The 23399-nt window shown below is 67.7% G+C and carries 22 protein-coding genes; 14 read left to right on the top strand and 8 right to left on the bottom strand.

Features of this window, described 5'->3' with window-relative positions; genetic code table 11:
- The first annotated feature begins 59 nt into the window (after positions 1-59).
- Both ACWGCN_RS07160 and ACWGCN_RS07155 read left to right on the top strand, forming a co-directional pair.
- Positions 60-968, top strand: coding sequence for a dioxygenase family protein (locus tag ACWGCN_RS07160; protein ID WP_379312921.1), 909 nt, complete (start codon positions 60-62; stop codon positions 966-968).
- A 93-nt stretch (positions 969-1061) separates the two neighbouring features.
- Positions 1062-2789 carry an outer membrane protein assembly factor BamB family protein gene (locus ACWGCN_RS07155; RefSeq protein WP_452458342.1) on the top strand — a complete coding sequence of 576 codons (1728 nt, stop codon included), beginning with the start codon at positions 1062-1064 and terminating at the stop codon, positions 2787-2789.
- A gap of 22 nt (positions 2790-2811) precedes the next feature.
- On the opposite strand, the gene ACWGCN_RS07150 is transcribed toward ACWGCN_RS07155, so the two are convergent.
- Complete coding sequence (locus ACWGCN_RS07150; RefSeq protein ID WP_387447198.1) at positions 2812-3489, bottom strand: TetR/AcrR family transcriptional regulator; 678 nt, start codon at positions 3487-3489, stop codon at positions 2812-2814.
- A gap of 95 nt (positions 3490-3584) precedes the next feature.
- On the opposite strand from ACWGCN_RS07150, the gene ACWGCN_RS07145 reads away from it, so the two are divergent.
- Both ACWGCN_RS07145 and ACWGCN_RS07140 read left to right on the top strand, forming a co-directional pair.
- Entirely contained in the window at positions 3585-4877 is a 1293-nt protein-coding gene (locus ACWGCN_RS07145) for a lipase family protein (protein ID WP_452458343.1), read from the top strand.
- Positions 4871-6424, top strand: coding sequence for an AMP-binding protein (locus ACWGCN_RS07140; RefSeq protein WP_452458344.1), 1554 nt, complete (start codon positions 4871-4873; stop codon positions 6422-6424). Before ACWGCN_RS07145 ends, ACWGCN_RS07140 begins: the two co-directional genes overlap by 7 nt.
- 244 nt (positions 6425-6668) lie before the next feature.
- On the opposite strand, the gene ACWGCN_RS07135 is transcribed toward ACWGCN_RS07140, so the two are convergent.
- Positions 6669-7820 (bottom strand): epoxide hydrolase family protein, encoded by a 1152-nt coding sequence (locus ACWGCN_RS07135; RefSeq protein WP_378991514.1) that lies wholly within the window; start codon positions 7818-7820, stop codon positions 6669-6671.
- Between the two features lie 63 nt (positions 7821-7883).
- Here ACWGCN_RS07135 and ACWGCN_RS07130 point away from each other — a divergent pair, with 63 nt between their 5' ends.
- Positions 7884-8846, top strand: coding sequence for a helix-turn-helix transcriptional regulator (locus ACWGCN_RS07130; protein ID WP_452458345.1), 963 nt, complete (start codon positions 7884-7886; stop codon positions 8844-8846).
- Between the two features lie 18 nt (positions 8847-8864).
- Here ACWGCN_RS07130 and ACWGCN_RS07125 read toward each other — a convergent pair whose 3' ends face one another.
- Positions 8865-9560 (bottom strand): alpha/beta hydrolase, encoded by a 696-nt coding sequence (locus tag ACWGCN_RS07125; RefSeq protein ID WP_378991512.1) that lies wholly within the window; start codon positions 9558-9560, stop codon positions 8865-8867.
- Between the two features lie 112 nt (positions 9561-9672).
- On the opposite strand from ACWGCN_RS07125, the gene ACWGCN_RS07120 reads away from it, so the two are divergent.
- On the top strand, positions 9673-10650 hold the full coding sequence (locus ACWGCN_RS07120; protein ID WP_452458346.1) for a cupin domain-containing protein: 978 nt from the start codon (positions 9673-9675) through the stop codon (positions 10648-10650).
- Positions 10651-10702: 52 nt separating this feature from the next.
- Here ACWGCN_RS07120 and nrdF read toward each other — a convergent pair whose 3' ends face one another.
- Complete coding sequence (gene nrdF / locus ACWGCN_RS07115; protein WP_056812336.1) at positions 10703-11665, bottom strand: class 1b ribonucleoside-diphosphate reductase subunit beta; 963 nt, start codon at positions 11663-11665, stop codon at positions 10703-10705.
- Positions 11666-12058: 393 nt separating this feature from the next.
- On the opposite strand from nrdF, the gene ACWGCN_RS07110 reads away from it, so the two are divergent.
- The 3 genes from ACWGCN_RS07110 to ACWGCN_RS07100 all read left to right on the top strand — a co-directional run bounded on the left by ACWGCN_RS07110 (position 12059) and on the right by ACWGCN_RS07100 (position 15126).
- Positions 12059-13045, top strand: coding sequence for a hypothetical protein (locus tag ACWGCN_RS07110; RefSeq protein ID WP_452460250.1), 987 nt, complete (start codon positions 12059-12061; stop codon positions 13043-13045).
- Between the two features lie 19 nt (positions 13046-13064).
- On the top strand, positions 13065-14009 hold the full coding sequence (locus ACWGCN_RS07105; protein ID WP_449964350.1) for a hypothetical protein: 945 nt from the start codon (positions 13065-13067) through the stop codon (positions 14007-14009).
- A 136-nt stretch (positions 14010-14145) separates the two neighbouring features.
- Positions 14146-15126 (top strand): peptidase, encoded by a 981-nt coding sequence (locus ACWGCN_RS07100; RefSeq protein WP_452460249.1) that lies wholly within the window; start codon positions 14146-14148, stop codon positions 15124-15126.
- On the opposite strand, the gene mgtE is transcribed toward ACWGCN_RS07100, so the two are convergent.
- Positions 15123-16571: a magnesium transporter gene (mgtE, locus tag ACWGCN_RS07095; RefSeq protein WP_378991507.1), complete on the bottom strand. Its 1449-nt coding sequence runs from the start codon at positions 16569-16571 to the stop codon at positions 15123-15125. The genes ACWGCN_RS07100 and mgtE overlap by 4 nt on opposite strands.
- Before the next feature lie 361 nt (positions 16572-16932).
- Positions 16933-17508: a TetR/AcrR family transcriptional regulator gene (locus ACWGCN_RS07090; protein ID WP_379313589.1), complete on the bottom strand. Its 576-nt coding sequence runs from the start codon at positions 17506-17508 to the stop codon at positions 16933-16935.
- 80 nt (positions 17509-17588) lie between these two features.
- Here ACWGCN_RS07090 and ACWGCN_RS07085 point away from each other — a divergent pair, with 80 nt between their 5' ends.
- Complete coding sequence (locus ACWGCN_RS07085; RefSeq protein ID WP_379313591.1) at positions 17589-18275, top strand: DUF899 family protein; 687 nt, start codon at positions 17589-17591, stop codon at positions 18273-18275.
- On the opposite strand, the gene ACWGCN_RS07080 is transcribed toward ACWGCN_RS07085, so the two are convergent.
- Positions 18254-18781, bottom strand: a complete 528-nt coding sequence (locus tag ACWGCN_RS07080) for a hypothetical protein (RefSeq protein WP_378991503.1) — start codon at positions 18779-18781, stop codon at positions 18254-18256. The genes ACWGCN_RS07085 and ACWGCN_RS07080 overlap by 22 nt on opposite strands.
- A 185-nt stretch (positions 18782-18966) precedes the next feature.
- Between ACWGCN_RS07080 and ACWGCN_RS07075 the strand changes: the two genes are divergently transcribed.
- Together ACWGCN_RS07075 and ACWGCN_RS07070 are read left to right on the top strand one after the other, a co-directional pair.
- Positions 18967-19959 carry an LLM class F420-dependent oxidoreductase gene (locus ACWGCN_RS07075; protein WP_378991502.1) on the top strand — a complete coding sequence of 331 codons (993 nt, stop codon included), beginning with the start codon at positions 18967-18969 and terminating at the stop codon, positions 19957-19959.
- Positions 19960-20000: 41 nt separating this feature from the next.
- Positions 20001-20456: an RDD family protein gene (locus ACWGCN_RS07070; protein ID WP_378991501.1), complete on the top strand. Its 456-nt coding sequence runs from the start codon at positions 20001-20003 to the stop codon at positions 20454-20456.
- Positions 20457-20473: 17 nt separating this feature from the next.
- Here the strand turns inward: ACWGCN_RS07070 and ACWGCN_RS07065 are convergent, their stop codons facing one another.
- Complete coding sequence (locus ACWGCN_RS07065; protein ID WP_452450810.1) at positions 20474-20962, bottom strand: DUF3558 family protein; 489 nt, start codon at positions 20960-20962, stop codon at positions 20474-20476.
- Between the two features lie 401 nt (positions 20963-21363).
- On the opposite strand from ACWGCN_RS07065, the gene ACWGCN_RS07060 reads away from it, so the two are divergent.
- Both ACWGCN_RS07060 and ACWGCN_RS07055 read left to right on the top strand, forming a co-directional pair.
- Positions 21364-22848 (top strand): endoglycoceramidase I, encoded by a 1485-nt coding sequence (locus tag ACWGCN_RS07060; protein WP_452460248.1) that lies wholly within the window; start codon positions 21364-21366, stop codon positions 22846-22848.
- 71 nt (positions 22849-22919) lie between these two features.
- Positions 22920-23360, top strand: coding sequence for an RDD family protein (locus ACWGCN_RS07055; protein ID WP_449964326.1), 441 nt, complete (start codon positions 22920-22922; stop codon positions 23358-23360).
- The last annotated feature ends 39 nt before the right edge of the window (positions 23361-23399 follow it).

Here is a 23399-nt window from a genome sequence, read left to right as displayed (position 1 = left end):
AGTCCCAGCGCAGTCCACCTGCTTAGCGTGGTCGGCAACAAGGCAGCGAAGGAGCAGCTATGGGCGAGCACGATCTGGGACTCGGGCACGATCTTCGAGTGATGTCACGGCGGCGAGCGCTGAGTTTCCTCGGCGTCGCCGGGGTCGCGGCAGCGGCGGCGGGTTGCGCGGCCGCGACCGACAGCTCCGGCACGAGCACGAGCTCGGCCGGCAGTGCCACCTCCGCGTCAGCGCAAACACCCGCCGCGGCACCGCAGGAGACGGCGGGCCCCTACCCGGGTGACGGTTCCAACGGACCCAATGTCCTGATCGAATCCGGTGTGGTGCGCTCCGATATCACCACCAGCTTCGGCGCGTATTCCGGTACCGCCCAGGGTGTTCCGATGACACTCACGCTGAATCTGCGCGACCTCGTGAAGAACGCGGCAGGCACCGGAATGGCGGTGTACGTCTGGCATTGCGACCGCGAGGGCCGGTACTCCCTCTACACCGAGGGCGCCACCGAACAGAACTACCTGCGCGGTGTCCAGGTGGCCGACGACGACGGCACCGTACGGTTCACCTCGATCTTCCCCGCCTGCTACGCCGGGCGCTGGCCCCACATCCACTTCGAGGTCTACGACTCCCTCGCCACCGCGGTCGCGGGCGACAACGCCCGCCTCACCTCCCAGATCGCCCTCCCCCAAGACGCGTGCACCGCCGTCTTCGACGCCGACTCCGGATACGTGAACAGCACCCGCAACCTGTCCGGCGTGACCCTCGCCTCCGACGGCGTCTTCGGCGACGGCTGGGACGCCGAACTAGCAACCGTCACCGGCACCCCGGCCACCGGCCTGTCCGTCGCACTCACCATCGGCGTAGCAGCCAAATCCCAGAACACCCAGTCCGACAATGGTTTCCCTGGCTCGCCGCCCGCGGGCAACGGCGCGCCGGGCGGCCCGCCACCCGGCGGGCCAGCACCCCGCTGACGAGTCCGCGGGTACTGACGCCGAACGGTCGGGTAGCCGTGAGCCCGCTATCCTCAGGACGCGACTCTGTCGCGCCATCGCTGGGGAGGGTCGATGAACAACAGCCGCACTACGTCTTTGCCACGGCTACCGGACTGTTCGCGGCTGGCAACGTTGACCGCAGCCCTCGGTACCGCGGTACTGATCGGTGGCGTCACGCTCGGCCTCTACAGTCGGTTCCTCGCCGCGGCGAACCCGGTCACGCCACAAGACGATGCTCCAGCCGAGCTACCCGATGCCCTGGGAATGTCGGCCATCGTGGTCGGCGGCGCGGCACTGCTCGTCGTCGCTGTCGTTCTCCTGGCGGCGCGACGACTGCGCGCCGCAGGTTTCGGCAACCCCGGCGTGACGATATATCTGGTCTCGGCCGTCGCCATCGGGCGCACAGTGCAACTGCACGTTCCGTCCGTCACGGAGCAGATATTCGAGCACTACACAGCCTTTCCCCGGCTGCCCACCGCGCTCGCCGCCTGGGTTCTCGTGTGCCTCGGCATCCTTGCCCTCTGCTATCCCCTCACCGTCGCACCACGTTTCACACCGACGACGCGCACGATCGCGGTGCCTGCCACGATCGGCCTGCTGCTATGCGCGCTTGCCACCGGCGCGGCGCTGCGGGCCGGTGACGACGACCGGTCCGTCGACCATCGCACCGCCGCTTCGGTAGTCGCACCGCCCATCCCGAATCGACTGGGGCAAGAGCGATTTCGCATGGACCTGGAGGAAGGAAGCAGCACAGTCGTCGGTGGTCCCGGCTTCGTCGTCGGCACCACAGCCGGCATCACGGCCTATGACGGAGCGACGGGCACTTTCCGCTGGAACTACCTACGGCCGGACGCCGCCGAAAGCGGTGTTTTCCACCGCGCGGAAAACCTGCTGTCCATCCCGGCCGAGAATGTTGTCGTCACCAGCTGGAACCACCTGGGGTGGATCGCATTCGACGCCACCACCGGCGAAAAGCTCTGGACCGAATCCGAATTCGCCGATGACAGCCGATCCGAGATGCGAGTCGCCCGAGGCTTCGGCACCGCCGGCGAAACCGCGCTTGCCTTGGTCGATGACGAACTCTTCGGCGTTTCGCTCGGTAACTTCGCCCGGTACGACGCTCGCACCGGGCGACACATGTGGTCCGAACCTGCCCCACCCGAGGGTTGCGCCAAGAAGGGGTCGCAGATCGCGGTCACCGCCCCCGCGGTCTACCACGTCCTGATCTGCCGCAAGGCGGAGTCCGCGTGGACCACCGTTCTCGCACTCGATCCCGCTACCGGCACGCAGATCGCGAAGCGGGATCTCCCCAACCCCGACCCCGATCGCGCACCGACGGTTTCCGTGCGCAAGGACGCGCTGTCGGTCGACTGGCGCTACCGGAACGCACCGCTCGACCACCTGGTCGTCACCTCTCCCGAACTGCTCAGCATTGCCGCCGTCACAGCCGGCCATGTCGAGGTGATCGCCCTCGATCCCGCGACCGGCACGGTCGTCACCATCTCCGGGGATACCGGAATCACTCTGTCGGAGGGTGGGGATCCAGCTCGGTCACGGGCCGACCCCGTAGCACGATCGGTCAGCCTGAAACCGTCCGACTCGATGCTGCTGACCGAAGAACTGGTCACTGTCAGCGGGGAGCAATTGCGTACCTGGCGGCGAGAAGACCTCGCCGAGAACCCATCCCCGGTACCACTCGGATCCGGACAGGCTTCCCAGATCATTGCCGCACCCGGCATAATCCTGGTCCCCTTCACCGACAAATCCGCAGGCCGACAGCTGATCGGATTCGCGCCCTGACCACAGGCGCCGCACAGCGACCTCAGTGCCCTGAACGGTCCGCGGCGGCGGCCAGTCCCAGGTGCACGATCTCGATGAAGGCCGTGAGATCTCTGATCAGGACGTCGATGTCGCCTGTCGCGCCCGCGTCGGTGTGGAGCCAGTCGGCGACGGTTTCGAACAGGCCGCCGATCGCGGAGACAGCGAGGGCGTGCAGGTCGACGCCGATTCCCGCGGGGGGCACGAATCCGTATTCGCGCCACAGGGTTTCGAGGAACTGGGCGGCCCAGCGGCGGTTGACGCGCCGCTGCTGTTCGACCTTCGCCGAAATGCCGCTGGCCTCACCGAAAGTCACCTTCGCTACCCGGGGGTCGTCGACCATCGAGTGGGCGAAGGCGCCGATCACGGCGGCGACCACCTCGTCGCGGGTGCCCGGGGATTCCGACAGCGCGGTGGCGACCCTGTCCTGCGCGCGTTCGCTCTGCTGCTGCAGCAACGCCAGATAGCAGTGTTCTTTGCTGTCGAAGAGCTCGTAGAAGGCCTTGTTGCCGACGAAGGCGGTCTGGCAGATCTGCTCGATCGCGGTGTTGACGTAGCCCTCGGCGGCGATCAGGTCGAAGGCGGCGGCCAGGATCTGTTCGCGCCTGCGCGCGCGGCGCTGTTCGGCGTCCAGGCCCTGGATGCGCCGGGAGCGGACTTGGCTCTTGTCGGTCGACGTCACGCAGCTCAGCCTACAGATTGCCGAATATAAACAAGAACTCTTGTTCTCAACAAGACGTCATGCTGTAATCAGCATCACCTATCGAAGGAGATGCCATGCAGCGCAGCACGGCCACCTGCCGGTCGCCCCGGCTCCGACGGCTCGGCGCCCGAGCCCTGCCCCTGCTCGCGATGACGGCGCTGGCGGCAGGGGGTCCGGCGGGCGCCCAGGATTTCGAACTGCCGCCACTGCCGAACGAGGCGCAGGTGTATCCGGCGGTCGTGCCGATCCCCACACCGCAGCACGACCCCTGGTACGCCGATCCGGCCGACCTCGCCGGCTACGCCAACGGCGACGTGATCCGCAGCCGGGTGGTGCAGACCCACGTGCTCGGCCTCCCGGCTCCCGTACACACCACCCAGCTCCTGCTCCGCAGCTCCGACGTACACGACAACCCGATCGCCACCGCCACCACCGTGCTGATGCCGGGCATCCCGTGGCCGGGTCCCGGTGCGCGCCCGCTGATTTCGTATCAGGAGGCGATCGACAGCCTCGGCCGCCAGTGCAATCCGTCCTACACCCTGCGCGCGGGCATCCAGAAGGAGGTGGCCATCATGAGCCAGTTCCTTGCGGCGGGCGCGGCCGTGGTGGTCACCGATTTCGACGGCACAGAGAACACGATCATGTCGCCCAGCGAGGGCCGGATGGTGCTCGACGGCATTCGCGCGGCCCAGCGCGGCGGTCTCGGGCTCGACGCCGCACCGGTGGGGCTGTGGGGCTATTCCGGGGGCGGCAACGCGTCCGCCTCGGCCGCCGAGCAACGCCGCCACTACGCTCCCGAGCTCGACATCAAGGGCAGCGCGCAGGGCGGAATCCCCGGCGACAAGGTTGCGATCGCCCCGTTCGCGATCTCGGGACAGCAGCCGCAAGCCAACTTCACCGGCTGGCTCGCCGTGCTCGGACTGGCTCGCGAATACCCCGACTTCGACGCCCAACTACAGCGATACTTGACTCCGGAAGGCCGCCGAGTGGCCGACGACCTGCGGGAACGTTGTCTCTACACCTCCGTGGCGACCACCCTGCTCCGCCCGATGACGCAGTACCTGACCGATCCGGAGGCCGCGCTGGCCGCCGCGCGACCCGCACTGTCCGCCGCGAGTTTCGGCAGACCCGAGAACACCCCCGATATGCCGCTGCTGATGTGGCATTCGACCACCGATCAACTGCTGCCCGCCGAACTGGCGATCGACAAGATCGCCGCCGACTACTGCGCCCGCGGCGTGAACATGCGGATGATCCGGGTGCCGTTCTCCGAGCACATCAGCGCCGAGATCGTCCCCGAACTGGGCACGGTCGCCTGGTTGCTCGCGGTCACCGCGGGCGCCGACCCGGGGCCGCGAGTATGTTGAGCGCCGCCAAGACCTCGCTACGCCAGATCCGCGCCCTGGCACGGGCCGGGATCATCGATCCGCGTCGTCCCGCGCAGATCCTGCGCACCGCCCGCACCATGCGCGCGTTCGGCCCGATCGCCGGTGGGATCCGTTCCTCGGCGCGCCGCGCACCCGACCGCATCGCGCTGATCTGCGACGGCGAGCGGGTCAGTTACCGGGAACTCGATCAACGCACCGACGCACTCGCGGCCAGCTGGCACGCCGGCGGCCTCGACGCGGGTGACACGGTCGGCGTGCTCTGTCCCGACGGAGTGCGGCTCGTCGAATCCATGGCCGCCACCGCGAAACTCGGCGCTCGACTGGTGCTGCTCAATACCGGCTTCGGCGCGGCGCAGTTGCGTGACGTGCTGGACCGGGAGAGGGTCAGCGCACTCGTGCTCGACCCCGCCCTGTCCACGATGGCTCAGGATCTACCCGAACGGATAGTCCTGCTGGACAGCGTGATTCGCTCCGAGGCCCCACCGATCGGCACCCCCGCACAGCAGGGCGGTTTCGTCCTGCTCACCGGCGGCACCACAGGGACGCCCAAGGGCGCACCACGACGAGTCGAATCACCCTTGGCCGCCGCACAATTCGTCGACCGGGTCCCGCTCCGACGCGGGCAGACGGTGCTGCTGTGCGCGCCGCTGTTCCACGGCACCGCGCTGTCCCAGTTCATCCTCTCGCTGAATCTGGGGTCGACGATCGTGCTGCACGGCAGGTTCGACGCCACCCGCGCGCTCGCCCAGATCGCCGAGCATCGCGCCGACATGGTCGTGCTGGTACCGACCATGCTGCGCCGCGTCCTCGATCTGGGCCCGAAGCCGTTGTCCACCACCGATACCAGCTCCCTGCGAATCGTGTTCACCGCCGGAGCGGCGTTGCCGTCGGCGTTGGGCACCAGGGCGATCGACACCTTCGGCCCGGTGATCTACAACTTCTACGGCTGCACCGAAACCGGTACGGCCACCATCGCGACCCCGCGAGACTGGATCGCCGCACCGGGCACCGTGGGCAAACCCCCGGTCGGGATCACCGTCGCGCTCTACGACGCCGACGGCACCCGGATCACCGAGCCCGGCGCGGTCGGCACCGTCTACGTGGGCAACACCATCGCCTTCGAGGGCTACTCCGGTGGCGGGTCCAAGCAACTCCGTGGCGGTTTGATGAGCACCGGCGATCTCGGTCATTTCGATTCCGGCGGAAGGCTTTTCATCGACGGACGCGATGACGACATGATCGTCTCCGGCGGTGAGAACGTCTTCCCCGGCGAGATCGAGGACCTGCTCTACCGGCACCCGTCGATCACCGAAGCGGCCGTGATCGGTGTCCCCGACGAGGAATTCGGTCAGCGGCTCGCCGCGTTCGTGGTGCCCGCGGGCGAGATGGACGCCGAGACCGTGCGCGACTACGTGAAAACCCATCTCGCCCGTTTCAAGGCTCCCCGCGACGTGCTGTTCGTCGACGAACTGCCCCGCACGCCCACGGGCAAGATCGATCGCCGCGGTCTGGCCGCGCTCGGCTGAACGGACCAGGCGGCGCCGACGAGGGGTCGACGCCGCCGGCTCGATCGAGAAAACCACTGGTAGACGGCCGATTGCTATCATGGCCAGCAGTGCTCCATGACGTCGCGACGCCGCTCGGCCACCCAGCGCCCGAGGAGGAACCATGGCTCAGCATTCCGATGATCGAGTCCCACCCGCATCCGACAACGCCGCCGATCTCGACCTGCCGTGGGCGCCCCGCGACCACCGCCCTGGGACCGCTGACTCAGCGCAGTCCGCGAAAGAACGCGCGGATGTCGCCGACCAGCAGGTCCGGCACTTCCATCGCCGCGAAGTGGCCGCCTCGATCGAACTCCGACCAGTGCACGATGTCGGCGGCGGCGTAGCGCCGGATCGCGATGTCCTCGGCGAAGACCGCGACGCCGACGGGCGTGGTCAGCGGCGTGGTCTCCCTGGAGCGGACGTGGGTGGCCTCGTAGTACAGCGCGGCGGATGAACCCGCGGTGCCGGTGAGCCAATACAGCATCACGTTGGTCAGCAGCCGATCCCGGTTCACCGCGTCCTCGGGCAGGCCCGCGGCCGGGAACGTCCACTCCTTGAACTTCTCCACGATCCACGCGAGCTGGCCGATCGGCGAATCGTGCAGGCCGTAGGCCAGGGTCTGCGGGCGTGATGCCTGGATCGTGAAGTAGCCGTTGCCCTCGCCCTTGAACCGGGCGAGGCGCTCCAGCCGGGCGAGCTCGGCGGGCGTCATCGTCGCCTTCTCGTCGTCGGAGACCGGGCCGAACGGGATGTAACCGAAGGTCGCGGCATTGACGTGCACGCCGATCACCTTGTCACCGCCCGCGCGCCCCACCTCCGGCGTGACGAACGCGCCCCAGTCACCGCCCTGTGCGCCGTAGCTCTCGTAACCGAGCCTGCTCATCAACTCCACCCACGCCTTGCCGATGCGCGCCGGATCCCAGCCCTCCTCGGCGACCGGACCGGAGAAGCCGAAGCCGGGCAGCGACGGGATCACCAGGTGGAAGGCGTCGGCCGGATCGCCGCCGTGGGCCGCGGGGTCGGTGAGCGGACCGATCACATCGAGGAACTCGACGACCGAACCCGGCCAACCGTGCGTGAGGATCAGCGGCGTGGCGTCGGGATTCGCCGAACGTACGTGCAGGAAATGGATGCGCTGGCCGTCGATCTCGGTGGTGAACTGCGCGAACTTGTTCAGTTCCGCCTCGGCCGCGCGCCAGTCGTAGGAGGTGCGCCAGTATTCGGCCAGCTCGCGCAGGTACGCGACCGGCACACCGCGACTCCACTCGGCGCCGGGCTGCTCGGCGGGCCAGCGCGCGTCGGTCAGCCTGGCCTGCAGACAGTCCAGCTCGGACTGCGGGATGTCGAGGTGGAACGGGATGATCTCGTTGCTCATGAGGACAACGTTATGACCACAAGCGGACACCTTCTGTCCTATAGAACTGGCAGAGTCGAATTCGTGAAAGAAACTTCGGCGCGGCTGCTTCGGCTGCTCGCGCTCCTGCAAACCCGGCGCGAATGGTCCGGCGACGAGCTCGCCGCGCGCCTGGACGTGAGCACCAGAACAGTGCGCCGCGATGTCGACAAGCTGCGCGCGCTGGACTACCCGGTCCGCGCGGTGAAGGGCATCGACGGTGGGTACCACCTCGAGGCGGGCGCGCAGCTGCCGCCGTTGCAGCTCGACGACGAGGAAGCCGTCGCGATGGCGATCGCGCTGCGCACAGCGTCGATCAGCGGAGTGAGCGGCATCGGCGAGACCGCACTCAGCGCGCTGGTCAAACTCGAGCAGGTGCTGCCCGCGCGATTGCGGCACCGGGTGCACGCCATGCAGGTCTCGAACGTCCAGACCCCCGGCCGGGCTCGCGTCGATGTCGATCCGGCGGTGTTGTCCGCCATCGCGGCCGCGTGCCGCGACCGTCAACGCCTGCGATTCGACTATCGCAGCGGCGACCGCGAATCGCGTCGCGAGACCGAACCGCACGAACTCGTCACCTGGGGCCCACGCTGGTACCTCGTCGCCTGGGATATCGACCGCGACGACTGGCGCACCTTCCGCGTCGACAGAATGCAGCCCACAATCCCGGTGGGCCCGCGGTTTTCGCCGCGCGAGATCCCCGGTGGCAACGCGGCGCAACACGTGGCGAAAGGTGTCGCCCAACTCTGGCCCTACCGCGCCACCGTGCGGCTACACGTCCCCGCCGACTCCGAACAAGCGCGCTCGGCCGCCACCTACGGCACCATCGAACCGATCGACGCCGACACCTGCCGCCTGGAGATCGGCGCCGACAACCCGCGCGGCCTGACCTTCCTCCTCGGCGCCCTCGACACCGATTTCGACATCGAACGCGGCCCCGAACTGACCGAGCACCTACGCCGGATCGCCGCCCGCTACTCCCGCGCGATCAGCGTGGCGCCGGAGTAGCGCGGCGACGAAGCCGGGTCAGCCCGCGATGTCCAGCGCGGCCGCGTCGATCAGATCCACGACCGCGCCAGGCTGCGAGGCCAGCGAGGCATGGCTCGCGGCGAGTTCGATGGTCTTGCGCGGGTTCATCCGCGCGGCCATCCGCCGCTCGTTGTCGGGGTGGATCATCCGATCCTCGGTGGACACCTGGTACCAGGTGGGCTTCACCTTCCAGGCAGGCGCGGTCACCGTGTCACCGAACGTCGAGCCGAGTGGCGCCTTCTGCGTCACGGCCATCACCAGCGCTTCCTCGGAAGTCAGGTCCTGGCAGAAGCTTTCGTGGAACTTGTCCTGCGCGATCCACAGGTAACCGTCAGAGTCCGGCGCGATGTTCGCGAACGCGGCGGGCGGCAACTGCTCGCTGATCGCACCGGGGCTCTCCCCCGCGTCGGGCGCGAAGGCCGCGACGTAGACCAGGCCCGCCACGTTGGGCAGATCACCGGCTTCGGTGATCACCGCGCCACCGTAGGAGTGACCGACCAACAGCACCGGGCCGTCGATCTGCGCCACCATTTTCCTGGTGCGCTCGGCATCGTCGGCCAGCGAGGTGAGCGGGTTCTCGACCGCGTACTGCCCCGGATAACCGCGTCGGTTCAATTCCACGATCACCTTCGCCCAGTGCGCGGCGCCACCCCAGAATCCATGGACCAGAACGATTGTCGGCTTGGCAGCCATTGCGAGGCCTCTCTCTCGGTCGGATTTCTCGCCTGCCGGATCGGCCCGATACCGCGGAGCCGATTGACGCGACGAGCACCATTGACGATATTTGGATGATGAGGCAAATACCATGACCGAAGACCCGGTATATTTTGCCGATCAACCGATCGTCGGTGACCCCCTCGCGCGAGACACCACCCTCGACGCCCTGTCGGACATCCTGCACACCGTCCGGCTGCGCGGCGATCGGCTCATCCGCTGCGCACCCCCGGCACCCTTCGCGATCGGGCTGCCCGGCGGCATCCGGCTGCTGCACATCGCCGAACGCGGAGACCTCGAGCTCCGCGTGGGCGACCGGTCCTACACCCTGCGTGACGGTGATATGGCGCTGCTCGCGCGCGGCGACCCGCACGTGATCTCCGTGGGCACACCCTCGGTGCCCGCACGCGGGCTCACCGCCGCCGACAGCGTCCGCCGCGTCACCGAACTCGCCGATCCGGCGGCGCCACGCTGGGTCACCGGCACCTTCGGCGTCGAGGAGGCTATCGCCGATCCACTGCTGTCGGTCCTGCCGCCGGTGGTACTGATCCGGGCGGGAGGCGACGACCGTGATTGGCTGACGCCGAGTCTGCACCTGCTCGTCGTCGAGATCACCGACGCCAGACCAGGTGCCGCAGTGATGATCTCGCGCATCCTGGACCTACTGTTCATCCACGCGCTGCGGGCCTGGTCCGCCGACGACACGACCGCGCCCGGATGGCTCACCGCCGCCCTCGACCCCGCCCTCGGTCCGGTACTCACCAGGATCCACAACAATCCGGACCGCGCGTGGCCGATCGCTGAACTCGCGGCCGAGGCCGCGATGTCGCGGTCCACGTTCACCGATCGGTTCACCCGGCTGCTCGGGCAGTCACCCGGCGCCTACGTCACCGACCGGCGCCTCGAACACGCGGCCCGCCTTCTCGGCTCGACGGCCGAACCGGTCGGCCGGATCGCCGGCGCCGTCGGCTATCACTCGGAAGCCGCGTTCAACCGCGCTTTCCACCGCCGGTTCGGCATGCCACCGCTGCGGTGGCGCAAACGCGGTCATCCGAAGACCGCGCCATAGACAACGACGGCGCACCCGAACAGGTGCGCCGTCGTTCACAGTACTGGCGCGCTCAGAACTCCCAGTCCTCGTCTTCGGTGTTGATCGCCTTACCGATGACGTAGCTGGAACCCGAACCCGAGAAGAAGTCGTGGTTCTCGTCGGCGTTGGGCGACAGGGCCGACAGGATCGCCGGGTTCACCTCGCACTCGTCCTTCGGGAACAGGCCCTCGTAGCCGAGGTTCATCAGCGCCTTGTTGGCGTTGTAGCGCAGGAACTTCTTGACGTCCTCGGTGAGGCCGACCTCGTCGTAGAGGTCCTGGGTGTAGTCGACCTCGTTGTCGTAGAGCTCGAAGAGCAGCTCGAAGGTGTAGTTCTTGAGCTCGTCGCGCTCGGCCTGGGAGACCAGCTCGAGGCCCTTCTGGTACTTGTAGCCGATGTAGTACCCGTGCACGGCCTCGTCGCGAATGATCAGCCGGATCATGTCGGCGGTGTTGGTGAGCTTGGCCCGCGAGGACCAGTGCATCGGCAGGTAGAAGCCGGAGTAGAACAGGAAGCTCTCCAGCAGCGTGGAGGCCACCTTGCGCTTGAGCGGGTCGTCGCCGTTGTAGTAGCCCAGGACGATCTCCGCCTTGCGCTGCAGGTTGCGGTTCTCCTCCGACCAGCGGAAGGCCTCGTCGATCTCCTTGGTGGAGCACAGGGTGGAGAAGATCGAGCTGTAGCTCTTGGCGTGCACCGACTCCATGAACGCGATGTTGGTGTACACCGCCTGCTCGTGCGGGGTGATCGCGTCGGGGATCAGCGAGACCGCGCCGACGGTGCCCTGGATGGTGTCGAGCAGCGTCAGGCCGGTGAAGACCCGCATCGTGAGCTGCTTCTCGTCGGGCGTGAGGGTGTTCCAGGACGGGATGTCGTTGGACACCGGGACCTTCTCGGGCAACCAGAAGTTGCCGGTCAGCCGATCCCAGACCTCGGCATCCTTCTCATCAGGCACCCGATTCCAATTGATGGCCGACGCCCGATCGATGAGCTTCATTCCGCCTCCACACCTTTCCGCCAGACCTGTTGACCCGCACCCGCCGCCGTGCGCGAAGCCCTTCACCCACAAACACTACTCGTAGTGGGTGACAACCTCGGGGAGCACTACAGCTTGTGTTGCGGCGCGCGGAACTCGACCCGACCGGCCGAACACCCACACCACACACGCGGCCCCCATTGTGCGGCACGATCGCGAACTCACCACCATCGCATCGCCAGTGATTCGCCACATGTGTGCCGGCACCCGCTGCACCGGTGAGCGCCGCCACTGCCCGGCGCACCCGGGCCCGGTGCGGATCCGGGGCGCCGATTCCGGCACACTGGGCATTCGACAGGGCTCGAACGTGAGCCGGAGGGAGGCGGGAGTCGTCCCGCGCGAGGGGGATTGTCGATGCTGTGGCGTCGTTGCGCGGTGGCCGCCGCTGTCATGATCGGGCTCACCGCCTGCCAGGAGGAGCTGCCCGGGCACCGGCCGGTCACCCCGATCGAGGCGGCGTCCGCGATGCCCGCGTACTGGAAGACGGCGCCGACCTCCGACGATCAGCGCCTCGAACTGCTGCGCCGGCTGCGCGCGATCGACCCGTGTGCGCTCATCCCCCGGACCGACCTGGCGAAGATCGGCACCTTGCTCGCGGTCGAGAACGACGGCCCGAACAAGTGCGAAGCGACGTTCGACTCCGCCGAGAGCGGCAAGGGCACCTCGGTCAGCTGGGCGATCGGCGTCGCGCCGACCGGGTACGGCTGGGGACAGTCCCGGCGCGAGGAGGTCGACGGCATCACCGTCGGCGTTCTGCGCGATCTCGACAACGGCCCCCAGGTCGAAGGACAGCTCGACCGAAGTTGTCTCGCCACCGCGGCTTTCGCCAATACGACCACGCTCCCGGTCCACGTGCGAACACCACTGGGCACCGAACCGTGCCCGGCCGCCCAGTCCGCACTGGCCCGCGCGATGGGCGGACTCGCCGCCGAACCAGCACAGGGCACCTCCCCGGACACCCCGCGGACCGCACTGCACGGCAAGGACCCGTGCGAGGTCGCCACCGCGCTCGACACTGCGGTCACCGTCCTCGACCTACGGATATGGTCCTGCCAGTTCACTTTCCGAGGTGCGGCCATCGATGTGGACTACGGCTACGAGGCGCGCGGCTACGCGGACACCGGCAAGTCCCTCTTCACCGTCAACGGCCACACAGGGTACGGCCCCAGCGACGACACGAGCGAATACGCCTCGTACACAGCGATAGTCGGCCCCAGCCTGCCCGGACCCGGATCCGAGCTGATGGGCCCCGCCGTCCCCACCATCCGGGTCTTCGGCACGGACCGTGCCGCCCTCGAATCCGTCCTCCGTGCGACCACCGAACTCTTCCCCGCCACCTGACCGGACAAGGAGAACCCCTGTGCGACAGCTCATCCTGATCGCCACCGCAGTGCTGACGATGGTCGCCTGCGGAAGCGAACCCGCACCGGACTCCATGCCCGAGGGTGGATTCTGGTCCACCGCAGCGGTTTCCGATCAGGAGAAGGTCGCGGTTCTGCGCAAGGTCAGGGCGATCGATGTGTGCGCGCTGCTCCCCCGCGTGGCACTGGGCACCCTCGGCACCGTGCGCGACATCGAGAACGTGCATCCGAATCAGTGCCGGCTCAGTATCGCCGTGCCGGGTCATCTCACCGGCATCGACGCGACCTGGAGTACCGGGGTGATGTTCGAGGGCGAGCCGAGCATGGACGGTCCGGTGGACGAGGAGTCGATGGGCGACGTGCGGGTGCTGTTCAACGACGAGCCCGCCGCGTCGGATGATCCGCAGGTGCGCGGGGCCTGTCAGGCGTGGGCGCGGTTCGTGGCGGGCGCCGACCTGTCCTTCAGCGTGCGGGCGCCGCAGGACGCGTGCGCGACGGCGAAGACGCTGGTGCGGATCGCGTTGACCGAGTGGCGCGAGGAGCCGCCCCAGGGTTCCTCGCCGGATTCGGATCGGGCGGTGATCACCGGAGCCGATCCGTGCGCGGTCGCGCCGTTGCTCGGCGTTCGGGTGCCGGTGGCCGATCAGCGCGTCACCACGTGCAAGATGAGCGTCGACGGGCACGACGCGATCGTCACCTTCGACTACAACGAGGAACGCTCGATCATCGACGACACCCCGGCCTTCACCGTGGGCTCGCGCCAGGTGTACCGATTCGATACAGCCCAGGCCGACATGGCGTCGCTGTCGGCCGTCGTCGGTCCCGGACTCGCACCGGGACCGACCGACGCCCTGCTCGGTCGGCGCGTGCCGACGGTCTCGGTCACCGCCCACTCGACGATCGCGGAGAAGGTCATGCGCGAAACCTTGCCGTTGGTTCGCTGACACCTGAGCGCCGGTGCGATGACGACAACGTTCTGAGAACGACCTGGCGTGATGTTTGCACGAGAGTTGCCGTCACGGGCAGACTCGGTGGTCGGGCGCGGGTCCGGGCCCGTATCTGTCGAGGACAGGGGTGCCGATGGATCGCAGGATGGCGCTGGCCGCTGCCGCGTTGCTCGTGTGCGCCGGATGCGGGAGTGACGACGCGGGCAACCCACCCGATTACGGGGAGCTGCCGCCGCCGCCCGCACCGGTGATGCCCGCCCAGCCCCCCGATTTCTGGTCGAAGGTCCCCCAGGATTTCGCCCAGCGAGCCGAGGTCGCCCAGGCGACCCGCCAGATCGATGTCTGCGCGCTGCTTCCGCGCGACACGCTGGCACGGCTCGGCGAGGTCAAGAGCGTGACCGTCGGCCTGGATTCGTGCCGGGCCATCATCGGCAGCGACAAAGCCGGTGAGGGCTCGACCCTGACCTGGCACGCCACCCTGCTGAGCAGCCTGTCGGCCGGTGGCCGGGGCACCACGCGGCAGATCGGCGACGCGAACGTCCGCACGGTCCCCGACCGCGATACGGGTGAACCGCGCGCCTGCGGCGTGACCGCCCAGTTCCCGTCGAGCGCGGCCTTCTATCTCGGCCTTTCCACACCGGGCAAGAACCCGTGCGCGGTCGCCGACGAACTCGTGCCCGGCATGATCGACCGCTGGCGTCAGTCGCCGAAACAGGGCACCTCCCCCGACACCGCGCCGACGGTGCTGCTCGGCGCGGATCCGTGCACGGTCCGGGGCAGACTGGCCGGCGCCGTCCCCGACGACGAACAGCGACTCACTCAGTGCCTGTTCGGTTATCGCGGCGAGAAGATCACCGTGAGCTACGAGTACCGCGTGCCCGAGTATCTCGCCGCCAACAGCACCGAGGACCACATCAACGGCCGCACCGTGCACCGCTCGGTCTCGGTGTACGACAGCTCGATCCCGATCTACACCGCGGCCGTCGGGCCGGAACTGCCCGCCGAATCCACCGTTTTCGGCAGGCGCATCCCCGTGGTCGAGGTGGTCGCCGCCACCGACGACGTCGCGAAAGACGTCATGGCACAGGCGCTCACGCTCTTTCCGCAGCGTTAGATCCCCAGCACGAGCTTCGCGGTCGTGAAGTAGATGATCAGCCCGGTCGCATCGACCAGGGTGGTCACCATCGGCGCCGACACGACCGCGGGGTCGATTCGGAACTTCTTGGCCAGCAACGGCATCGTGCCGCCGATGGTCGCCGCCCAGCCGCAGATGACCACCAACGTGATGGCCACGACGATGGCGATCTTCGGCCCCACGAACACCGTGCCGATCAGCAGTCCGGCCGCGGCCAGCATGCTGCCGAGCACCAGCCCGACCCGGCATTCGCGCCAGATCACCTTGAACAGATCCGAGACCCGCACCTCGCCGACGGCCAGCGCGCGTACGCACGCCGTCGCCGCCTGCGCACCCGCGTTGCCGCCCGCGCCGATCAGCAACGGGATGAACAGCGCCAGGCTCGCGGCCTGTTCGAGCGTCGTGGCGAACATGTCGGTGACACTCACGGTCAGGGTCGCCGCGAACAGCAGCAGCATCAACCACAGCGCCCGATACCGCGCCAGCTGGAACACCTTGGCGGCCATGTAGTGGCCCTCCCACGGCGCCGAACCGGCCTGCTTGGCGACGTCCTCGCTGTCGGCGGCCTCGAGCACCTCCATCGCGTCGTCGATGGTGAGCAGCCCGACCACCCGGTCCTCGCTGTCGACGACCACCAGGTTGATGAGGTTGGTGGAACTCATCAGCCGGGCGGCCTTCTCCGCGGCATCGGTGGCCCGCACGAACGGCGGCTCGGTGACGACTAGCTCGGACACCATCGCGTCCGGCGCGTGCAGCACCAGCTCGCGCAGTTCGACGATGCCGGTGAGGCGGCGGCCGCGATCGACCACGGGCAGCGTGTAGACCGTTTCGGCGTTGGCGCCCTTGGCGCGCACACAACCCAGCGCCTGCGCGACGGTCAGATTGTCCGGCAGCGCAACGACTTCCGGCGTCATGTACAGCCCGACCGAGCCCTCGGGGTAGCCGAGCAGCGTGGCGGTCATCCGGCGCTCGCGCGGGCTCAGCCCGGCGAGGACCTTCTTGGCGACCTTGGCGGGCGCTTCGTGCAGCATGCGGGCGCGGTCGTCGGGGTCCATCGCCTCGACGAGATCGCGAAAGCTCTTCTCGCGCAGGCCCTGCAGGATCTGCTGCTGGTCGACCGGCTCCAGCTCCTCGAACACGCTGAGCGCGCGCTCCTTGTCGAGCAGCCGAAACACGACACCGGCCTGCACGGCGTCCATGCGGGCCAGCGCGTCGGCGATGACGTGCGGCGGCCGGTTGTCGAGCCAGTCCAGGCCGCCACAGACCCGGTGGGTCTCGACGATGTCGCGCACCGATTCGGACAGGATCGCGAGCGCCTCGGTGACAGCGTGGTCTTCCACCGCCGCGCGGCGTGGTGAAACCACTTCGGGCACAACGGTTTCGGTGGGCACATGACGGGTGGTGACGAGATCGACGTTCGACATGATCGAGTCCTCTGGCGTGACAGCGCGCACGCCTGCGGCACGGACAGCTACAGGATGCGCGAGAAGTGGAACGAGTGACGGTGGTTCACACCGCGGGGCGTCCACCACCGAGGCCGGCACGCACAGACCGGACCGAGCAGGTCAGGATCGGCAGTACGAGGACGAAGGGGTGACGCCGCGCGGCCTTCGACTGGGAGGTTCGTTGCGCATTGCAACCCCACCTCCTCGCAGTCGCCGCGGGTGATCGCTCCGCGGATCGCTTGGAGTACCCACTCGGGCACACCCTTCCACTGATGAGACTACATGCGAGGGCCGATCGTTTCACCTTCAGCTCGCGTACCACTGGTCACAGTGATACCGATCACACCACCGACGGCAGCCCCGCGATGACCGTGTCGACGGCCTGTTCGGCGAGCGGCCACAGTTCGGCGCGGTCCAGGTGCCGCAACGGCCCGCGCAACGCCAGTTCCGCGAATCCGTGCACGGTGGACCAGCAACTCCAGGTCGCACCCGCACGCGCCGCCGGAGCGAGCTCGCCGATGTGCACCATCATGTCGAGCGCGTCGGCGAGGGCGAGGTAGGCGGGCGAGTCGACGACCGACTCGGGCGAGGTGTCACCGGCACCGAAGAACGCGACCGCGAACCAGCCGGGCTCGAGCAGCGCGAACCCGATATAGCCGAGACCGACCGCGCGCAGGCTCGCACGACCGGTCGCGGGGCCGCGCTCCATCCCCTCGGCCATCCTGGACTCGATCGCGGCCGAGACCGCGCGCAGCAGGGCACGCCGGTCGGGAAAGTGCCGGTAGGCGGCGTTCGGCGTGACGCCGACCTGGCGGGTGACCGCACGGATGGTCAAGGCGCCCGGGCCGCCGGCCCTGGTGAGTTCCAGCCCGGCCTCGACCAAGGCCGCCGCGAGGTCACCGTGGTGATAGGCCAACTCTTGAAGCCCCTTTCGCCGGAGTGTACGGTGTGAACATATCAAATGTGCACGCCGTACACATTGAAGGGTGGCTCACCATGACCGCATTGCCCACCATCGTCGATCAGGACGTCTGGCAGGCCGAACTCGATCAGCTCCGGATCCGGGAGAAGGCCGCGACCCGCGAACTCGACGCCGTCGCCGCCCAGCGCCGGCGCATGCCCGCCGTCCGCCTGCCCGACTACACGCTCACAGCCGAAGACGGCAGCGGCGTTTCACTCGCCGAGGTCTTCGACGGACACTCGCAACTGATCACCTATCACCACATGTGGACACCGGGAAACACCTGGCAGTGCCCCGGCTGCACCGGCCTCACCGCGCAGTACGCACGACTGGACTTCCTCGACGGCTACGACGCGCGATTCGTCATCGTGACGCAGGGGCCGATGGACGAGGCACTCGCCTACAAGAAGCGCGTCGGCAACGCGATGACCTGGTATTCGACCGCCGACAGCCCGTTCGGCGCCGACATGGGCGCGGGTCCCGGCGCGGGTTTCGCCGTGAACACTTTCCTGCGCGACGGCGACACCGTCTACCGCAGCTGGCACACCGACGGCCGCGGCACCGAACAACTCGCCTACACCTTCGGCCTCATCGACGCGCTCCCCTACGGCCGCCAGGAGGAATGGCAGGACAGCCCAGCGGGCTGGCCGCAATCACCGACCTACAGCGGGTGGCCGAGCAGCAAGGACATCGCCGCGTCCTACGGCGATCCGAGCGTCTGACCTGCGAGATCCGCGCCGACCGCACGCTCGACCGCGGGCCAGTCGGGCGTGTGGGTCAGCCACGACGGGATCGGCCCGGTCTGCGCGCCGAACAAGTACAGCCGGGGCACCAGATCGCGCAGGGTCGCGTGCACTTCGAGCCGGTCGTCGATCATGTGCGTGATGCCGAGTTCGGCGCAGTGCGGCGCCTTGCCCGCGCGAGTTCTGCAGAAGCGCAAGTGTTCTCGGGCAATGCCGGTGCGGGCGGCGAAGTCGTGATGGTCGAGCCATTGCCTGGTGCGCTGTTCGATGCGCGGACCGCATTTCGAGATCACCCAGGCGTTGCCGTCGAAGCGGCTCACCAGCCGGTTGAGCACCGCGAACGCGTCGGGACCGGGTGGAGTGCTCATTGCTTCGTCGAAGCCGCCCGACAGGAATACGGTGTCCGCGGCGCCCGGTGTGAGCGCGGCCCCCTGAATCACTCGGCCGAAGTCGACGCCGAGGCGGGGTAGCGAAATATTGTTCATACGTCTGCAAGCATGCCCGGGTTTTCCCCGCGTGCCAACTGATTTTCGGCGCATAACGGCCGGTCCAGGGTTCAGCGCGGTGCGCGCACAATAGTTGCCTGAGCGCGTAGAAGTGGAACAGTGGATCTCGACAGCCGCGGCGTGTGGCGCGCCGCTCGAGTTCCATTCACTCCAGGAGAAAACCTGTGCGCTTCGGCATCTTCGTTCCCCAGGGCTGGCGGCTAGATCTGGTCGGTATCGAACCGGCCGACCAGTGGTCGGTGATGCGCGAACTGGCCCAGCGGTTCGACGCGGGCTCCGACTGGGAGTCGATCTGGGTCTACGACCACTTCCACACCACGCCCGTTCCCACCGACGAAGCCACCCACGAGGCGTGGACGTTGATGGCGGCGTTCGCGGCCACCACCTCCCGGGTGCGGCTGGGCCAGATGTGTACTGCCATGAGCTACCGCAACCCCGCCTACCTCGCCAAGGTGGCCGCCACCGTCGATCTCATCTCGGGTGGCCGGGTGGAGATGGGCATCGGCGGCGGCTGGTACGAACACGAGTGGCGCGCTTACGGTTACGGCTTCCCGTCCGCCGGTGAGCGTCTCGGCCGCCTCGACGAAGGTGTCCAGATCTTCCGCGAGGCGTGGAAGACCGGCCGAGCGACCCTGGACGGCAAGTACTACCAGGTCGACGACGCCATCGTGCACCCACGACCGTTGCAGGAGAACGGGATTCCGATCTGGATCGCCGGTGGCGGCGAGAAGAAGACCCTGCGCATCGCCGCCAAATACGCTGACTACACCAACTTCAGCGGCGACCCCGACGAGTTCGCCCGCAAGTCCGACATCCTGCGCCAGCACTGCGAAGAGGTCGGTACCGATTTCTCCGCCATCACCCGCAGCTCGAACTTCAACGCCATTGTCGGTACCACCGAAACCGAAGTACAAGAACGACTCTCGACCATCGTCGACCGCTTCACTCCCTTCCTCGGCGCCGATGAGGCGAAAGCCCGTGTGCACGAACAGTTCGCGGCCAGCGCGGCCGTCGGCACCCCGGAACAAATCGTCGAACGCCTCACGAAGGTGAAGAACCTCGGCCTCGCCTACACCATCGTCAACTTCCCGGAAGCCGCCTACGACACCTCCGGCATCGAACTCTTCGAACGCGAGGTGATCCCGGCATTGGCGTAATCCACGGCCGGTCATAAGCGTCGCCACCTACCTTTTCGTCCATGAGCGACCCGGTGACCGTGCGGAACGAGGCGAAGGTTCTCGCCGCCGGATACGAGCGAGATGTTGACGGCCGACTGATCTTCGTTCCCGCGGTCCCCGACAAGCCGGAGCCGAAACCCGAGTTCCCGCTGCTCGCGACGAACGCACACGGCAGCTCCACCTGGATGTGGCTCGCGTTCCCCATCGACATGGCACTGCACCTCGCGATCGGCGCCGCTGTCTGGTTCGTGTTCCCGACCCCGGTGGCCTTCGCGTACGGCGCCCTGGCCTGGCTGGCCGCCTCGTTCATCCACCGGACCTTCGTCCAGCGCCTCACCCGAACAACGCTCGGCAAGTCGCTGTTCGGCCTTCGAATCCGCTACGCCGACGGCACCTACCCCACCCTCGGCCGCCTCGTCGCAGAATGGTTTCGCGGCGTCGGTTGCACCATCGAACTCTGCTGCTCGTTCGGCTGAACCCAGTCGGACTCGGCTCAGGTCGGGAAGGTCGGAATGATCGAATCGCCCATGTGGCGCAGGGTGGCGCAGGCGTCGGCGGTCTGCTGGGTGGGGTTGTTCACGACGACCATGCGGATGACGCCTTGGGACGCGGCGAAGAGGATGTCGCAGGAGGTAGGGGTGTCGCCGAGGCGACGGCCGGCGCGGCCCGCGACCGTGTAGTCGGTGAAAGGTGTCGGACCTGCTTCCTTCTCGAACTCCGCGAGAGTTCGCGAGGTCGAGAACACCCTCAGGTAGGCGGTGGCGCCGGTCCACTCGCAGGTCTGCCAACCGGCGGACACCGCACCTGCCGCCACCTTCGTCGCGGGGTCGACACCGGCCTTCTGTAGTGCGTCCGCGGTGACTCCGGTGCACGGCTCGAACAATGCCTTCGGTTGCGCGGCCTCGGGCTCCGCGCTCGAGCATCCGACGAGCGTCGCCAACGCCAATCCCCCGGTCACTACCGCCATGAGCGCGCGCTTCATCCGTTCCCTCTCACCGTGCATCGCAAAACGCGGCCACGTTAACAAGGCTCGCAACCTCACCAGCGATCGTTCGACAAGACTTGGTCCGGTCACCACCTCGCTTGCACCACGACTGTGACGAACACCCACACCACGCACCCGCCGCAGGCCGAGGGTTACGCCCTTCAGTGGTGGTGTGCTCCGACAGCGGATCCGCGATAGCCCAGCCCGCGGCCAGCAGCTCGTCGACAGCGGCGGCGAGGCAGATCGGGCATCGAACACGAAGCGATTCAGGCTCTTTCATGATTGTGGCCTTGACCACATCATGGCGGTCCGGCTATGTTCTCTCGCCAACAGACTTGGACATTCGTTCAGTTGAACGAGCGTCCACCTGGGGATCGAGGACGCAGATGATGAGGACAATGAGGCGACCGGTGCGCTGGATGACGGCGCTCGCACTCGCAGCCGGGCTGGCCGTGAGCAGCGCCCCGGCGACCGCCGACCCCGCGAGACCGCTGACGCCCCTGCGGGCACAGGGGTCGGCGTTGATCGACGGGTACGGACGCACCGTGCTGCTCCACGGGGTGAACACCGTCGACAAGGACGCGCCCTACCTGCAACCCGGTGACGGATTCACCCTCACCGACGAAGCGGCGGCGACACTGGCTCGGCACGGGTTCACCACAGTCCGGCTCGGGGTCTCGTTCGACGGACTGATGCCGACGGCGGGTGTTGTCGATACCGCCTACCTCGACCGGGTCGAGAATGTCGTGGATACCCTTGCCGCGCACGGCATCTACACGTTGCTCGACAATCACCAGGACGGATTGTCGAAGATCTGGAACGGCAACGGGTTTCCCGAATGGGCGATCCGTGCCCGGCCCGCGGACGGTGAGCCGAATCCCGGATTCCCGCTGTACTACCTGATGCCGAGCATGAATGCCGGGTGGGACGAGGTGTGGAACAACACCTACGGGGTGCTGAACCATCTGGGGGTGGCGCTGGGCGCGCTCGCCGAGCGGATGACCGGGCGCGCGAGCGTGCTCGGGATCGAGTTGCTCAACGAACCATGGCCCGGCTCAGCGTTTCTCACCTGCTATCCCGACGGCTGCCCCGACTTCGACGTGAAATATCAACGGGCGCTGCAACAGCTGACCGATGCGGTGCGGGCACGCAATGCCACGGTACCGGTGTTCTGGGAACCGAATGTCACCTGGAACGAGACCATGCCCAGCCACCTGGGCAAGAATCCACCGATCACCAGCCCGAACATCGTTTTCTCCCCGCACGATTACTGCATTCCCAGCCAGCTCGCGATCTACCTCGGCCTGCCCGAGGAGCTGCGCGCCCTGTGCCCGCCGCAGCAGGACCGGACCTGGTCGAACATCGACGCTTTCGCCGACCGCACCGACATCCCCACCATGGTCACCGAATTCGGCGACGGCGATCCGACCGTGTTGCGCAACACCACCACCCGGGCCGACGAACGGTTCGTCGGCTGGCACTACTGGCATTACAGCGCCCGCGACGGTGATCCTTTCCGCGGTGAACTCGGGCGCGAACTGGTCCGCACCTATCCACAAGCCACCGCGGGAATTCCCGATGGCATGGTCTTCGACTCCAGCACAGGCGATTTCGCGTATCGGTACCGGCCTCGCCAGGCCTCGGCGCCGACCGAGATCTACGTCTCGGATCTGTTCCATCCGGACGGCTACGAGGTGAAGGTCACCGGCGGTCGGGTCACCTCGGCGCCCGGCGCGCGCATCGTCACCGTGGAAGCCGACGGCACCGACCCGGTCACCGTTCGCATCCACCGCCCCGGCTCGGCGGGAGCGGATCTTCCCTCCGGCGGTGGCACCGGCTCGGCATCCGGATTCCCCTGGCTGTCATCGGGATCCGCGGGCTGACACCGGCGGTGATCAGGTCGGCAAGGTCGGCACCGGGTGCTTGTTAAGCGGTGTCGACCACGCTGACCTCCATGAGCAACGCAGCACCGTCCCGGCACGCCACGCGGGAGCGCGGATACGAACGTGACGCCGAGCCGATGTTCGTCACATCCGAAACGCGGGAGCGCTCGACAGACGAATTCCCCCTCACCGGACGCACTTCCAGCGGCGACGAGACCGGCGTGATCCCCGCGTTCCTCATCGATATGACGCTGCACGCCGCGATCGGCGCCACCGCCTGGTACCTCGCACCCGGCCCGACAGCCGTCCTGTACGGCCTCCTCGCCTGGCTGAGCGCGTCCTTCCTGCACCGCACGGTCATCCAGCACCTCACCCGGACAACGATCGGCAAGTGCCGGTACGGACTCCGACTGCGCTACGCCGACGGCACCTACCCATCGACCTGGCAGCTCACCGTCCAGTGGTTCCGCGGCGGCTGGTCCTGCTTCGACCTCTTCGACAGTGCCCGCTGACAGAGAAGGGGCGGTCTCCCTCGGGAGACCGCCCCATTT

This window comes from Nocardia sp. NPDC055050, assembly GCF_053608345.1.
This window is presented reverse-complemented; position numbering and strand designations above follow the sequence as displayed.

What these genes read in the sequence shown, in the direction of transcription:
- ACWGCN_RS07135 (WP_378991514.1), bottom strand. Translation starts at nt 7,820, where the DNA reads ATGAGCAACGAGATCATCCCGTTCCACCTCGACATCCCGCAGTCCGAG.
- ACWGCN_RS07155 (WP_452458342.1), top strand. Translation starts at nt 1,062, where the DNA reads ATGAACAACAGCCGCACTACGTCTTTGCCACGGCTACCGGACTGTTCG.
- ACWGCN_RS07125 (WP_378991512.1), bottom strand. Translation starts at nt 9,560, where the DNA reads ATGGCTGCCAAGCCGACAATCGTTCTGGTCCATGGATTCTGGGGTGGC.
- ACWGCN_RS07065 (WP_452450810.1), bottom strand. Translation starts at nt 20,962, where the DNA reads ATGAAGCGCGCGCTCATGGCGGTAGTGACCGGGGGATTGGCGTTGGCG.
- ACWGCN_RS07110 (WP_452460250.1), top strand. Translation starts at nt 12,059, where the DNA reads ATGCTGTGGCGTCGTTGCGCGGTGGCCGCCGCTGTCATGATCGGGCTC.
- nrdF (WP_056812336.1), bottom strand. Translation starts at nt 11,665, where the DNA reads ATGAAGCTCATCGATCGGGCGTCGGCCATCAATTGGAATCGGGTGCCT.
- ACWGCN_RS07060 (WP_452460248.1), top strand. Translation starts at nt 21,364, where the DNA reads ATGAGGCGACCGGTGCGCTGGATGACGGCGCTCGCACTCGCAGCCGGG.
- ACWGCN_RS07080 (WP_378991503.1), bottom strand. Translation starts at nt 18,781, where the DNA reads ATGAACAATATTTCGCTACCCCGCCTCGGCGTCGACTTCGGCCGAGTG.
- ACWGCN_RS07070 (WP_378991501.1), top strand. Translation starts at nt 20,001, where the DNA reads ATGAGCGACCCGGTGACCGTGCGGAACGAGGCGAAGGTTCTCGCCGCC.
- ACWGCN_RS07100 (WP_452460249.1), top strand. Translation starts at nt 14,146, where the DNA reads ATGGATCGCAGGATGGCGCTGGCCGCTGCCGCGTTGCTCGTGTGCGCC.
- ACWGCN_RS07145 (WP_452458343.1), top strand. Translation starts at nt 3,585, where the DNA reads ATGCAGCGCAGCACGGCCACCTGCCGGTCGCCCCGGCTCCGACGGCTC.
- ACWGCN_RS07120 (WP_452458346.1), top strand. Translation starts at nt 9,673, where the DNA reads ATGACCGAAGACCCGGTATATTTTGCCGATCAACCGATCGTCGGTGAC.
- ACWGCN_RS07085 (WP_379313591.1), top strand. Translation starts at nt 17,589, where the DNA reads ATGACCGCATTGCCCACCATCGTCGATCAGGACGTCTGGCAGGCCGAA.
- ACWGCN_RS07140 (WP_452458344.1), top strand. Translation starts at nt 4,871, where the DNA reads ATGTTGAGCGCCGCCAAGACCTCGCTACGCCAGATCCGCGCCCTGGCA.
- mgtE (WP_378991507.1), bottom strand. Translation starts at nt 16,571, where the DNA reads ATGTCGAACGTCGATCTCGTCACCACCCGTCATGTGCCCACCGAAACC.
- ACWGCN_RS07160 (WP_379312921.1), top strand. Translation starts at nt 60, where the DNA reads ATGGGCGAGCACGATCTGGGACTCGGGCACGATCTTCGAGTGATGTCA.
- ACWGCN_RS07055 (WP_449964326.1), top strand. Translation starts at nt 22,920, where the DNA reads ATGAGCAACGCAGCACCGTCCCGGCACGCCACGCGGGAGCGCGGATAC.